The 12,729-nt window shown below is 71.4% G+C and carries 10 protein-coding genes and 1 tRNA gene; 6 read left to right on the forward strand and 5 right to left on the reverse strand.

What is annotated here, in order from left to right:
* Complete coding sequence (locus tag ACK99Q_RS04920; RefSeq protein WP_410185103.1) at positions 1 to 1,392, forward strand: cytochrome ubiquinol oxidase subunit I; 1,392 nt, start codon at positions 1 to 3, stop codon at positions 1,390 to 1,392.
* Positions 1,389 to 2,390: a cytochrome d ubiquinol oxidase subunit II gene (locus tag ACK99Q_RS04925; protein ID WP_410185104.1), complete on the forward strand. Its 1,002-nt coding sequence runs from the start codon at positions 1,389 to 1,391 to the stop codon at positions 2,388 to 2,390. Before ACK99Q_RS04920 ends, ACK99Q_RS04925 begins: the two co-directional genes overlap by 4 nt.
* A 66-nt stretch (positions 2,391 to 2,456) precedes the next feature.
* Here the strand turns inward: ACK99Q_RS04925 and ACK99Q_RS04930 are convergent, their stop codons facing one another.
* A complete protein-coding gene (locus ACK99Q_RS04930) occupies positions 2,457 to 6,791 on the reverse strand; it encodes a LamG-like jellyroll fold domain-containing protein (protein ID WP_410185105.1) in 4,335 nt (1,444 codons plus the stop codon).
* A 221-nt stretch (positions 6,792 to 7,012) separates the two neighbouring features.
* On the opposite strand from ACK99Q_RS04930, the gene ACK99Q_RS04935 reads away from it, so the two are divergent.
* Entirely contained in the window at positions 7,013 to 7,294 is a 282-nt protein-coding gene (locus tag ACK99Q_RS04935; RefSeq protein ID WP_410185106.1) for an antibiotic biosynthesis monooxygenase, read from the forward strand.
* Positions 7,295 to 7,325: 31 nt separating this feature from the next.
* Here ACK99Q_RS04935 and ACK99Q_RS04940 read toward each other — a convergent pair whose 3' ends face one another.
* Positions 7,326 to 8,279 carry a LysR family transcriptional regulator gene (locus ACK99Q_RS04940; protein WP_410185107.1) on the reverse strand — a complete coding sequence of 318 codons (954 nt, stop codon included), beginning with the start codon at positions 8,277 to 8,279 and terminating at the stop codon, positions 7,326 to 7,328.
* Between the two features lie 75 nt (positions 8,280 to 8,354).
* Between ACK99Q_RS04940 and ACK99Q_RS04945 the strand changes: the two genes are divergently transcribed.
* Both ACK99Q_RS04945 and ACK99Q_RS04950 read left to right on the forward strand, forming a co-directional pair.
* Positions 8,355 to 9,170 (forward strand): hypothetical protein, encoded by an 816-nt coding sequence (locus ACK99Q_RS04945; protein ID WP_410185108.1) that lies wholly within the window; start codon positions 8,355 to 8,357, stop codon positions 9,168 to 9,170.
* Positions 9,167 to 9,580, forward strand: coding sequence for a gamma-glutamylcyclotransferase (locus tag ACK99Q_RS04950; RefSeq protein ID WP_410185109.1), 414 nt, complete (start codon positions 9,167 to 9,169; stop codon positions 9,578 to 9,580). Before ACK99Q_RS04945 ends, ACK99Q_RS04950 begins: the two co-directional genes overlap by 4 nt.
* A 60-nt stretch (positions 9,581 to 9,640) precedes the next feature.
* Here ACK99Q_RS04950 and ACK99Q_RS04955 read toward each other — a convergent pair.
* Positions 9,641 to 9,730 (reverse strand) — tRNA-Ser (locus tag ACK99Q_RS04955).
* Between the two features lie 76 nt (positions 9,731 to 9,806).
* On the opposite strand from ACK99Q_RS04955, the gene ACK99Q_RS04960 reads away from it, so the two are divergent.
* Positions 9,807 to 10,862: a YdcF family protein gene (locus ACK99Q_RS04960; protein WP_410185110.1), complete on the forward strand. Its 1,056-nt coding sequence runs from the start codon at positions 9,807 to 9,809 to the stop codon at positions 10,860 to 10,862.
* Between the two features lie 117 nt (positions 10,863 to 10,979).
* Here ACK99Q_RS04960 and ACK99Q_RS04965 read toward each other — a convergent pair whose 3' ends face one another.
* Entirely contained in the window at positions 10,980 to 11,582 is a 603-nt protein-coding gene (locus ACK99Q_RS04965; protein ID WP_410185111.1) for a CE1759 family FMN reductase, read from the reverse strand.
* Entirely contained in the window at positions 11,579 to 12,676 is a 1,098-nt protein-coding gene (locus ACK99Q_RS04970; RefSeq protein WP_410186062.1) for an LLM class flavin-dependent oxidoreductase, read from the reverse strand. The genes ACK99Q_RS04965 and ACK99Q_RS04970 overlap by 4 nt, the downstream gene beginning before the upstream one ends.
* Between the last annotated feature and the right edge of the window lie 53 nt (positions 12,677 to 12,729).

The raw sequence follows: 12,729 nt of genomic DNA on the forward strand, positions 1-12,729 counted from the left end.
GTGGTGGCCCTCGACCTGGTCCAGGCGCTCGCCGGTGAGGACCCGGCGGGGCTGCTGCCCGCGCGGCAGCAGATGGCGCTCTCGCTCGGGTGGCACATCGTGCTGGCGTCGTTCGGGGTCGCGTTTCCCGCGATGATCCTGGTCGCCCACTGGCGGGGCGTGTATCGCGACGATCCGGTGGCGCTGACCCTCGCGCGGCGCTGGGCGAAGGTCTCGGCGGTCCTCTTCGCGATCGGCGCCGTCTCGGGCACCGTGCTCAGCTTCGAGATGGGCCTGCTGTGGCCCGGACTCATGGGGCCGTTCGGCGACGTGCTCGGGCTGCCCTTCGCGTTCGAGGGACTCTCGTTCTTCGTCGAGGCGATCTTCCTGGGGATCTACCTGTACGGCTGGGGGCGGATGCCGCCGCGGGTCCACCTGGTGATGGTCGTGCCGATGGCCCTGGCGGGCGTCGTCGGGACGTACTGCGTCATCGCGGTCAACGCGTGGATGAACATGCCCGTGGGCTTTCGCATCGAAGGCGGCGAGGTCGTCGACGTCGACCCGTGGGCGGTGCTGTTCAACCCGGGGGCGGTGCTCCAGTTCGCGCACATGTGGGTCGCCGCGTACATGCTGGCGGGCTTCCTCGTGGCCGGCGTCTACGCGGCGGGCATGCTGCGCGGACGCCTCGACCGGCACCACCGCCTGGGCTTCACCGTGCCCTTCGCGTTCGCGAGCGTCGCCGCCGTCGTCCAGCCGTTCGTGGGCCACCTCCTGGGCCTGAGGATCGCCGAGCGGCAGCCCGCGAAGCTCGCCGCCTTCGAGCTCGCGACCGAGACCGAGAGCCCGTCGCCCCTGCGGCTGGGCGGCCTGCTGGTCGACGGGGAGGTCCGGTACTCCCTCGACATCCCTGGGCTGGGGTCGATCATCGCGCGGAACTCGTTCTCCGAGCCCGTCGTGGGTCTCGACGAGATCCCGGTGTCCGACCACCCGCCGGTCAACATCACGCACCTCGCGTTCCAGACGATGGTCGGCATCGGCACGATCCTGTTCGTCGCGGTGGTGCTCTACTGGTTCGCGCGCTGGCGCGGTTGGGACGTCACGGCGAGCCGCTGGGTGCTGCGAGCAGCGGTCGCGGCGGGCCCGCTGGCGCTCGTCGCGCTCGAGGCCGGCTGGATCGCCACGGAGGTCGGACGGCAGCCGTGGGTGGTCTACGGGGTGCTGCGCACCACGGACGCGGCGGGCGACAACCCCGACGTGTGGATGCTGCTGGTGGCCACCGCCGTCCTCTACGCCGTCCTCACGGTCGGCGCGATCACGGTGCTGCGCTCGATGGCGCGTCGATGGCGGGCCGGGGAGGAGGACCTGCCGAGTCCGTACGGCCCGGACGTCGACGAGAGTCCGGTGGCGCGATGACCCTCGAGGCCGCCGTCGCGGCCGCGCTGTTCGTCGGCGTGGTCGCCTACGCGCTCTTCGGCGGGGCGGACTTCGGCACCGGGTTCTACGACCTCACCGCAGGCGGGTCGCGTCGCGGCGCCGAGCTGCGCACGCTCGTGGACCACAGCATCGGTCCGGTGTGGGAGGCGAACCACGTCTGGCTGATCTACGTCCTGGTCATGTGGTGGACCGGGTTCCCCGAGACGTTCGCGGCCGCGATGGACACGCTGATCCTGCCGATGCTCCTGGCCCTCCTGGGCATCGTGCTGCGCGGCGCCGCGTTCGCGTTCCGGAAGTTCGCGGCGACGCTGGGACAGGCGCGGCTCTACGGTGCGGTCTTCGCCGGGTCCTCGCTCATCACCCCCTTCTTCCTCGGCACGGTCGCGGGCGCGATCGCCTCGGGTCGGGTGCCGCTGGACGGGCGCGGCGACCGATGGTCGTCCTGGCTCAACCCGACCTCCGTCTACGGCGGGCTGATCGCCGTCGGGACCTGCGCGTTCCTCGCGGGGGTCTTCCTGACCGCGGACGCGAGCCGGGCCGGCCGCCTCACGCTCGCCGAGACGTTGCGGCTGCGCACGGTGATCGTGGGCGTCGGCACCGGCATCGTGGTGTTCGTCGCGCTGGTGCCGATCACCCGCGACGCGCCCACGCTCGCGGAAGGCCTCGCCGGCCGTGCTGCGCCGCTGATCGTGGCCTCGGCGCTCGCCGGAGCCGCGACCCTGCTGCTGCTCCTGCGCCGGAGGTATCGGCCGGCGCGCGTGTCCGCGGTCGCGGCCGTCGCGGCCGTCGTGGCGGGCTGGGGAGTCGCGCAGTATCCGTGGCTGCTGGTCGACGAGGTCCTGATCGTCGATGCGGGCGGCGCGGACGCGACGCTCGTCGGGCTCCTCGTGGTGGTCGGCCTCGCGGCGCTGCTGGTGCTGCCCCCGCTGGCCTACCTGTTCCACCTGACCCAGTCGCAGGAGTGGACGGAGCACTGACCTCGCCGCCCCGCACACGACGCAGGCCCCGGGGATCGCCCGGGGCCTGCGTCGTTCAGGGTCGGCTCAGCGCTTGACCACCCGCAGGGTGACCGCGGTGTTGCGCGCGCCGACCCGGTCGTTGCCGAGGTAGCTGATCACGAGGCGGTGCTTGCCCGCCTTCAGCTTCGGCAGCCGGACGGTGAGCTTCCCGTTCCGCACCGTGCCGTCGGCGACGACGCGGCCCTTGACCTTCACCAGGACCTTGCCGTTGGCCCGGGCCGGAGCGGCGACCCGGACCCGCACCGCGGCGCGCTGCGAGGTCGTGATCCGCTTCTTCGCCAGCGAGGCGCGGACCGTGGCCTTGGCCTTCGCGACGCGCGAGGCCATCGACGTGGCGGTCACCGGCTGGTGGCCGACGGTCGTGGCCGTGACGCGCACGCTGATCGCCCGGCCGATGTCGGCCGACGTCACGCGGTAGTCGCCACCCGTGGCGCCACGGATCGGCTGGCCGTCGCGCAGCCACTGGGCCTCCAGCGTGGCGGCCTCGGTGTTCGACCACGTGCCGATGCTGGCCCGCAGGATCGAGCCGACGCGCATCGCGCCGCTCACCTTCGGCCGGACCGTGTTGACCGGGGCCTTCGCGCCCTTGACCTCGACGACCCGCGTGACCATCGACTGGTTGCCGTTGGCGTCCGCGACCGAGTAGGTGAGCGCGTAGGTGCCGGGCTTGGCCGTGTCGACCTCGCCCAGGACCTGGACCTTCTCGGTGACGTCGCCGTCCACCGCGTCCTGCGCCGAGACGCCGGCCATCGGGTCGAACACCTCGTTGAGCTCGACCGAGCCGTTCTTCGGGACGGTCAGGACCGGCGCGGTCGTGTCCGTGCCGCTCGAGCCCGCCGTGAAGAGCGAGATCTGGCTGACCTCGCCGGGCAGCTCCTCGCCCGAGGCGGCGTCGACGCTCGTGGCGTGCCAGGCGTACGTGCGACCCTCCTCGAGGCCGTTCCAGGTGACCGTGGCCGGCCAGCCCGATCGCACCGTCTCCTCGCCGATCACGCGGTCGGTCGGGTCCACCACGACGAGGCCGTCGGAGCTGAAGCTCGTCTTGCGGGTCGTCAGGTTGATCGGCAGCCGCGTGTCGTCCTCGGTGCCGTTGTAGCGGAAGCGGTCGTCGTACTCGGTGGCGCCGAAGTTCTCCAGCAGCGGCGAGTAGGTGTCGACCGCGACCTCGCCGGCGTCGACGTCGAACTGCAGCAGGCGGAAGAACGACGAGCCGAACTGCAGCGGCGTGTTGCTGTCGTAGCCGACGCCCGTCAGCCCCAGCTCGTCCGAGCTCACCTTGTAGAACTGGTAGTCCGCGAGCAGCTCGACCACGTGGTGACCCTTGCGGGCGACGTCGCGCCGCAGCTCGATGCTGACGCCGTGCTCGTGGCCCGACAGGACGAGGGCGACGTTCGCGTTCTTCTTGATCACGTCGTCCAGCACCTGGCGGCCGTCGTACGAGAATCCGCTGCCGCGGCCGTCGGGGTTGACGCTCGGAGTGAGGTACGCGTGCGTCAGGACGATCGCGTTGCGGTCGGGGAACTGCTTGAGCACGCCGTCGGCCCACGCGGCCTCCTCGGCGTCGACGCCGAAGCCGAGCGAGACGACGACGAAGTCGAGGTCGCCCTCGCTGAACAGCACGTAGTTGTTGCTGTTGTCGCCGGCCTTCCACGGCGTGAACTCGGCCTTCGCGTCCTGCCAGGCCCGGCTCTGCTCGAGCGTGGCGTAGCGGTCCGGACCGAAGTAGTCGTTGTAGAGGGCGTCCGGGCCGGTGTCCGCGCCGTACAGGTTGTCGTGGTTGCCCGGCAGGACCGTGTTGACCATGCCGGCGTCGTCGAGGACCTTCTGCGCCTCGGACGCGACCTCGAACTCGGCCCGCGCGTTCGGCTCGTCGGAGCCGACGTTGTGCCAGTTCTCGATGATGTCGCCGGTGTGGGCCGTGAACGCGATCTTGCGCTCGTCGGCGTTCGCCGCGATCCACTCGGTGATGCCGCGGTACGCGCTGCGCCAGACCTCGCGCTCCTGCGCGGTCTCCTGCTCCACCGCGCCCTCGGAGAGGTACTGCGTGTCGGTGACGTGGGCGATCGAGAAGTCGTAGTCGTCCGGGTTCTCGAACGAGTTCTTGACCTCGTTGGGCAGGTCGTCGGCGAACGGGTCCTCGCCGGTCACCAGGACCGGAACGGTGCCGCCGTGGCGGTGACGGCTCCGCAGGTCGCCGGTCAGCTGGACCTGGCCCTCGGCGTTGCCGCGGGAGCGGGCGAGCTCCTCCCAGGCGCCGCCGTCCCAGACGCGCAGGACGACCTCGCGTGCGGGATCGACGCGTCCGCTCCAGATCACCTGCTGGTCCGAGCTGCCCGTGACCGGCACGTCGAACTGCTGGAACGGCAGCTCGGACGTCGAGGGCGAGTCGAGGAACGTCTCGTCGCCGGGTGCGGCGGCGTCGGAGATCGGCTGCTCGTCGGTGCCCGTGAAGTCGCGCTCCTTCGGGATGCCGGTGAGGACGCCCTGGCGGCCCTGCTGCGCGACGACGACGTCGGCCTCGCGGAACGTCGTGCGCACGCGGTCGCCCGAGGGGTTCGTGGCGTTGGCCGAGAGGCGCACGGAGCCGCCGCCCTGCTCGGTCTCGGTGCCACCCGCGGACGGCACGTTGGCGGTGGTGAAGGTGGTCGTGTGGTCGATCGGCGTGCCGAAGACGTCGTGGCCCTCGACCGTGAGCTCGTGCTCACCGGCCTTGAGCCCGGCGCCGATCTCGTCGCCCGGCTTGATCGCGTCGCCGTCGAGCGCGTAGCGGACGTCGCGGCTCACGCCCTCCGGGTTCGTGAACTCGACGCCGAACCGGGTGCGCTTCGTGAGGCGCTCACCCGCGGCCGGCGTCGTCGAGCTGACCTTGACGTTGTAGTTCGCGGGGCGGCCCGCGAAGGCGTCGCGACCCAGGGCGAGCACGCCCTCCGCGTCCACGGCCTCGCTGAACACGCGCACGTGGCTGATGGTCGAGGGGGAGAAGAACGCGGGCCGGTCGCGTCCGCTCGCGTCGCCACCGACCACGAGGTTGCGCGCCCCGGCGCTCGGCGAGCTGAGCGTGCCGGTCGCGGGGGTGCTGGCGGCGAGGACGCCGTTCACGTAGAGGCGGACCGTCTGGCCGTCGTACGTGCCGACCGCGTGGTACCAGCGCCCGCTCACGATCTGCGTGCTCGTGTTGCGGTACGAGCCACCGATGTGGGGGTTGAACGAGAGCCGGTCGCCGTACATGACGACACCGAAGCCGCCCGCCTCCTTGGCGCCGCACAGGTTGCCGCGCGTCTCCACGCCGCTGGCCTGGAAGTCGTCGTCGTACTTGAACACGCACTCGACGGTCATCTGGTTGGCGAGCTTCGGGAACTGCGCCTCGAACGGGTAGAGGTAGGCCGAGCCGGCGCCGTCGAACTCGGCGACCTTCGTGCCCATCGGGGCGTCGTCGCGCACCTCGGGCGAGCCGAACGTCCGCGGGGTGAGGCCCTGCGCGCCGTCGACCGGTGCGCCGGAGGAGAAGTCGAGGTCGAGGACGTCGGCCTTCGGCGCCGCGGGGCCCTCGCGGTCGGCGTCGGCGAGCGCCGACACCTGCTCGGCGGTGAGCGGATCGCTGTAGATGCGGCTCGTGCGCAGCGTGGTCTGCGCGAAGAACTGGGGCTTGTTCGAGGCGTTGACGTCGGCCGCCAGCATCATCGAGTCGGCGCCGGCGGACGAGTGCTTGAACGCACCCGCGGCGGCGACGTCGCGGACCAGCTCGCCGTCCAGGTAGAGCTTCAGGCGGGTACCGTCCCACGTCGCGACGGTGTGGTGCCACGTGCCGGTGGTGATCGGGACGCGGACGCTCTTGTAGCCGCCGCCGACGTGGATCATGAAGTGCACGTCGTTGCCCGACATGACGGTGGCGAAGCCGCCCGACTCCTTCGACGAGCACAGGGCCGCCTCGGTGCTGGCGGACGTGCGCGGCCCGTCGAAGCGGAACGAGCACTCCAGCGACATGCCCTGCTCGAGCTTGGAGAACTCCGAGCGGATCGGGTAGCCGATCGCGTCGTCGGTGCCGTCGAAGCTCAGGACCGAGCGCCCGGTGCCGAGGTCGGCGCCCGCGGTGGGCTCGCCGTGGACGGTGGGCTCGAGGCCCTGCGCGTGCTCGGTGAGCTTGCCGTCCGTGAAGTCGACGTCGAACACGTCGGCGGTCGGGAGGTCGACCGCCTGGCGCAGCGCGGACGCCGCGGCCGGCGGTGCGGCGATGCTCGACATCGAGCTCACCGCCGCATCAGCCAGTCGGGGCGAGGCCAGGGCGGGCGTGGTGGTGAAGGTGCCGAACCCGACCGCCGCGGCGAGCGCGAGGCTGGAGGTCGTGCGAAGGGATCGCATGGGCAGTGTGCTCCTACGGGGAAAGCCATCAGGACGCCCTGAGACTCTCGGTGAGAGGTTCCTCCCGGTGAACGCCGGGTGAGCGCCCGGAGCACGATGCGTGAGCACTCGGTGCGTTCGGGGTCCGTTCGCCGTCCGTTCGCCCGGCGAGGGCTCGTGAGCAGTGTGCGACGGTGCTCGCACCGCGTTCGGTGACCGAGCACCGTGCTTGAATGCCGAGCATGACCTTCGCCGTCGTCTCGGTGCACTCGCCCAAGCCCGAGCACCGCGCGGCCGTGATCGACTCGATGCAGCGCTACAGCCGGGTCGCGCGCGAGCAGCCGGGCTTGGAGTGGACCGGCGTCGTGGACGACGCGAGTGGTCGCCTCGTCGGCATCGCGCTGTGGGAGTCCGAGGAGGCCGCGGCCGCCGCGCGACCGGCCCTCATGGCCGAGGTCGGCGACGATCCCTTCGCCGAGTGGGACGAGCAGCCGATCGACGGACTGCGCGGGCTGGTCCGCTGACGCCGAGCGCGCGAGATCCGGAGCGACCCTCTCAGGAGGATCTGTCGACCAGGATGTCGATGTCGTCCCGACCCGTGGCGACGTCCAGGGCGGTGTGCCTCAGCGCGTCCCGCACCGCCTCGATCGCCGGTGTCAGGTGTGCGGACGTCCGCGCGACGGAGAAGAGCGTGCGTTGCAGTCGCTCCTCGGCGGGGCGCCGCGCGACTACACCCGGTGGCGCGTCATCGGCGATGAACATCGCCGGGAGCAGGGCCACGGCACGTCCGGACTCGACCAAGGCGCTCAGGACGATCGCGTCGTCGCTGCGGTGCCGCACGCGCGGTGCGAACCGGCCCAGCCGGTTGCAGGTGTTGGCGACGAAGGTGTCCAGGCCGGTTCCGACGTGGCCCGACGCCCAGACGTCGTTCTCGAGCTCCGCGATGCGGACGGGACCGTCCCCGGCGACACAGGGGTGGTCCCGCGGGAGCACGAGCAGCATGTCCTCACGGAGGAGGTCGACGCGGTGGTGCGCAGCGTGTCGCCCGACCGGAAGCGGGTCGTACTCGACGCCCACCACCAGGTCGACGGCTTGCGAGCTGAGGTCCTCCAAGGACGGTCCGGTCTCGCGCTGGAACACGTCGAGCTCCACGTGGGGCGCCACCTGGGCCAGACGCTCGAGCGTGCGCGGAAGCAACGCCAACGCCGGGGTCTGCACGAATGTCATGCGTACCCGCCCGGTCAGCTCTCCCCGCAGGGCTGCGAGCTCCGCCCTGACCGCCTCGTCCGCGGCGAGAGCAGCGGTCGCGTACTCGCTCAGGCGCCGACCCGCGGGTGTCAGCTCGACGTTGCGGCCGACGCGCTTGAGCAGCGGCACGCCGGCCTCACGCTCCAGCGTCGCGAGCTGGACCGAGACCGACGAGTGGCTGAACGACATGGCTGCCGCCACCGACGCGATCGTTCCGCGACGTTCCAGCTCGCGCAGCAGCGCGAGGCGTCGCAGGTCCATACGTCGGATACTACGACGTTTCGATATCGAGAACAGTCGCTTTTCTTGACGCAGCAGGTCTCGCAGACTGGATGCGTGCTCCTGCTGACCGCGCCCCTCGCCTCCCTCGTCATGCTGCTCGCCCTGCGCGTCGAGCAGCGCCTCGGTCCCGTCGCCGGTGGATGGACGGCTGCCCTCCCGCTGGGACTGGCCGCCGCTCTCGCCGCGGTCATGCTGGACCAGGGCAGCGAGGCCGCCGGAGCGGTCGCGCTCTCGGCCGCCGGGCACGCGCCGGCGCAGGTCGCCTTCGGCATCGCGGCCGGCGCGGTCATGGTGCGCGCCGGAGTCGTCGCCGGAGCGCTCGCCGGGATCGGGGCGTTCGCGGCGGCGTCCTGGGGCCTGACCTTCCTGCCCGCCGACGCGGCGATCCTCTCGGGTGCGGTGCTGCTGATCGCTCTCGCAGCGCTTCCGGCGCGCCGGGCCCCGGCCCCGCCCGGCAGGCGTTCGCCGATCGCGACGGCTGTCGTGTGCGGATGCGCGGCGGCCATCGTCGTGGCCACCACGCTCACGGCCGGCGCCCTCGGATCGGATGTGGGCGGGACCGTCGGCGCGTTTCCGACGATGTGCCTCGGCCTGACACTCGTCGTCGCCACGCTCGGCCGGCCGGTGGACGGCGCCCACGTGGCCTACGGCCTGCTGCGGAGCCTGCCCTGCTACCTGACGTTCGCCCTCGTCTTCGGACTGACGGCGACGCGGTGGGGACCACTCGCCTTCCTCGCGGCCGGCGTGAGCGCCGTCCTCGCGGCCTGTGTCTCCTGGTTCGTCATGAGCCACCAGCTGAACCGAGCTGCGCGACGGCACGCCGACACCACCACCGACGAGCGACCTGCGATGGTCGTCGCCGGCTCATGACCGATTCGACACCGACGCAGATCGAGGATGACGAGACGATGACGCTCGACGTGACCTGCCGACTCGCCACGTACGGCACGCTCGCACCGGGACGCGCCAACGCCGCTCAGCTGGAGGAGCTCGATGGCAGGTGGACCGATGGCGTGGTGCGTGGGCGCCTGATCGAGGAGGGGTGGGGAGCGGCTCAGGGCTTCCCGGCGCTGCTCCTCGACCCACCCGCCGGAACGATCGACGTCGTCGTGTTCGAGTCCGCCGACCTCCCCGAGCACTGGGCCCGGCTCGACGAGTTCGAGGGTCCGGAGTACCGGCGTGTGGCGGCGCCGATCGACATCGGCACCGCCGTCGTCGACGCCTTCATCTATGTCGCCGCGTCCGGCGTCGCCACGACGAGCGACCTCGACGACGTCTGAGTCGGCTCCGGGAAGGCGAGAACCCCGCCGAGCTCGCGCTCGACGGGGTTCCGATCCTGCTGGCGGTGGCGGTGGGATTTGAACCCACGGTGGGCGTGAACCCACACACGCTTTCGAGGCGTGCTCCTTAGGCCGCTCGGACACGCCACCGCCGAGGAGTTTACGTCAGTCACCCCGCCGCGGCCCAATCGGGGCCGTCAGGGCGTCGGGGGCCTAGGGTTCAGGCGTGGGGTGGGCACTCGTCGCGCTGCTGGCGCTCGCTGCCGGGGTGACCGCGTGGCAGGACCCGCGACGGCTCCGCATCGGCGTCTACCTCACCCTCGCGATCGGCCTGGCGGCCGTCGGGCTGCTCGGTCGCCTCGCACTCCTGATCGCCGGGTCCGACGATCCGCTGCGGCTGGCGTGGGCGCTGCTGATCGCCCTGGGCGTCGCCTTCTCGGCCGTGGTGGTCCTCGGTCTGGCGAGCGTCGCGAACGGGGTCCTCATGATCCGGCGCGAGGGCCGCCGCCCGGCCAACCTGCTCTCGCTCGTCTTCGGGATCGGGGTGCTGGGCTACTGCGCGCTGATCGTCGTTTTGTGGTGGATCGACCGGAACCACACCGAGGTCGCCCGCGAGCTCTTCTACTGGATCGTCGCGGTCGGCGTGCCGCTGGGCTACCTGGCGTTCGTGTTCGTGGCGTTCGTCGGCTACGGACTGCTCTACGGCTGGGCCGCCGATCGCTGGGCCCGGCCGGTCGACGCGGTCATCGTCCTCGGCGCCGGGCTGAGCGGCGAGCGGGTGACGCCGCTGCTGGCCTCGCGGCTCGACCGCGGCCGCCGGGCGCTCGAGCGCTCGCGGTCGCGCGGCAAGGACACCCACCTGATCTGCTCGGGCGGACAGGGGCCGGACGAGGTCGTGCCCGAGGCGGTCGCGATGGCGAACCACCTCGCCGAGCAGGGGGTCGATCGCGAGCTGCTGTGGCTCGAGGACGCCTCGACCTCGACCGAGGAGAACCTGAGGTTCAGCGCGCGCGTCGCCGCCGAGCACGGGGTGGAGTCCGGTCGTTTCGCGGTCGTCACGAACGACTTCCACGTCCTCCGAGCGGCGCTGCTGCTGCACCGGATGGGACTCGAGGGGCATGGCCTCGGCGCGCGCACGGCGCGCTACTTCTGGCCCAGCGCGATCCTGCGCGAGTACGCCGCGATCCTGTGGGAGCACCGCCGCCTCAACGCGGTCCTGCTCGGGGTCTCCTGCGTGCCGCTGGCGCTGCTCCTCGTGCGCGCCGTCACCGCTTGGGCCTGAGACGCCGCCGCCCGCCCCTCCGACTCCACTTCTGGAACGTCTTGCACGCTTTCCAGCAGCGGAAAGGTGCATCCCGTTCCAGAAGTGGGCAGGGGGCGGGCGGCGGAGCGTCCGAGGTCAGCCGGGCTGGCTGATCGAGAGCATCGTCTCGCTGAAGAGGTCGATCTCGTCGTCCTTCGAGCGACCCGAGCCGGCGCCGGCGAGCAGGCTGGCGAGCTCGCCCGCCGCGCGCTCGATGCGCGACTGCAGCGTGCCCTCGCCGGCCGAGCCCCAGTCGTGCGGGCTGGCGAACACGCCCGTCGGCACGACCACGGCCTGCAGGTACGCGAACAGCGGCCGCAGCGCGAAGTCGATCACCAGCGAGTGGCGGGCCGTGCCGCCCGTCGCGGCGAGCAGCACGACCTTGCCGATCAGCGCGTCGTTGTCGAGCGCGTCGACGAACGACTTGAACAGGCCCGGGTAGGAGGCCTTGAACGTCGGCACGACGACGATCAGCGCGTCGGCCTCGCCGACCTGGTCGTACACGTGCTGCAGGCGCGGAGCCGCGAAGCCGGTGAGCGCCGCATCGGTGATCTCGTGCGCGAAGTCGCGCAGGTTGACGACCTCGATGCTGGCGCCGCCGAGGGCGGAGCCGGAGGCGGCGGCGAGCCGGTCGGCCAGCATGCGCGTGGTCGACGGCTCGCCGACGCCGGCGGACAGGGCGACGATGCGGCGGGTCATGCGGTCACTTCCTCGGAGAGGGCCGCGTCGCGGGCGGCGACACGGGCGGCGTGGGTGGGGGCGTCCGGCACGTCGGCCGGGCGGCGCGCGTCGAACTCGGCGCGCATGGTGGGCAGGATCTCGCCGAGCAGGTCGAGCTGCTCGAGCACCGTCTTCAGCGGCAGGCCCGCGTGGTCGACGAGGAACAGCTGGCGCTGGTAGTCGCCGAAGTAGTCCGCGAAGGCGAGCGTGCGCTCGAGGACCTGCTGCGGGCTGCCGACGGTGAGCGGCGTCTGCTCGGTGAAGTCCTCCATGCTGGGCCCGTGTCCGTAGACGGGGGCGTTGTCGAAGTACGGCCGGAACTCGTTGACCGCGTCCTGGCTGTTCTTGCGCATGAAGAACTGACCGCCGAGGCCGACGATCGCCTGCTCCGGCGTGCCGTGCCCGTAGTGGGCGTAGCGCTGCCGGTAGAAGTTGATCAGCCGGATGTAGTGCTCCTTCGGCCAGAAGATGTTGTTGGCGAAGTAGCCGTCGCCGTAGAACGCGGCCAGCTCGGCCACCTCGGGCGTGCGGATCGAGCCGTGCCACACGAACGGCGCGACGCCGTCGAGCGGCGCGGGCGTCGAGGTGTAGCCCTGCAGCGGCGTGCGGAACGTCCCCTCCCAGTTGACGACCGGCTCGCTCCAGAGCTTCTGGAGCAGCTGGTAGTTCTCGATCGTCAGCTCGACGGCCTTGCTGATGTCCTTGCCGAACCACGGGTAGACCGGGGCGGTGTTGCCGCGGCCGAGCATGAGGTCCATGCGGCCGTCGACGAGGTGCTGCAGCGTCGCGTAGTCCTCGGCGATCTTGACCGGGTCGTTGGTCGTGATGAGGGTCGTCGAGGTCGACAGGATGATCTTCTCGGTCTGCGCGCCGATGTAGGCCAGCGTCGTCGTGGGGCTGGAGGGCACGAACGGCGGGTTGTGGTGCTCGCCGGTGGCGAAGACGTCCAGCCCGACCTCTTCGGCCTTCTTGGCGATCTCGACCGTGGCCTTGATGCGCTCGTGCTCGGTCGGGGTCGTGCCGTTCGTGGGGTCGGTGGTCACGTCGCCGACGGTGAAGATGCCGATCTGCATGCTGCTCATGTCCTCAGTCTCCCAGAAGATAGTTAAAGATTCAACTAGTAGAA

Origin of the sequence: Aeromicrobium sp. MLTX1 (genome assembly GCF_046452335.1) — a bacterium.
Classification (GTDB): Bacteria; Actinomycetota; Actinomycetes; order Propionibacteriales; family Nocardioidaceae; genus Aeromicrobium.

Excerpts from the sequence above, each read along its gene's own strand:
- ACK99Q_RS04925 (WP_410185104.1), top strand. The coding sequence starts at position 1,389 with ATGACCCTCGAGGCCGCCGTCGCGGCCGCGCTGTTCGTCGGCGTGGTC.
- ACK99Q_RS04930 (WP_410185105.1), bottom strand. The coding sequence starts at position 6,791 with ATGCGATCCCTTCGCACGACCTCCAGCCTCGCGCTCGCCGCGGCGGTC.
- ACK99Q_RS04950 (WP_410185109.1), top strand. The coding sequence starts at position 9,167 with ATGACCGATTCGACACCGACGCAGATCGAGGATGACGAGACGATGACG.
- ACK99Q_RS04935 (WP_410185106.1), top strand. The coding sequence starts at position 7,013 with ATGACCTTCGCCGTCGTCTCGGTGCACTCGCCCAAGCCCGAGCACCGC.
- ACK99Q_RS04940 (WP_410185107.1), bottom strand. The coding sequence starts at position 8,279 with ATGGACCTGCGACGCCTCGCGCTGCTGCGCGAGCTGGAACGTCGCGGA.
- ACK99Q_RS04970 (WP_410186062.1), bottom strand. The coding sequence starts at position 12,676 with ATGCAGATCGGCATCTTCACCGTCGGCGACGTGACCACCGACCCCACG.
- ACK99Q_RS04965 (WP_410185111.1), bottom strand. The coding sequence starts at position 11,582 with ATGACCCGCCGCATCGTCGCCCTGTCCGCCGGCGTCGGCGAGCCGTCG.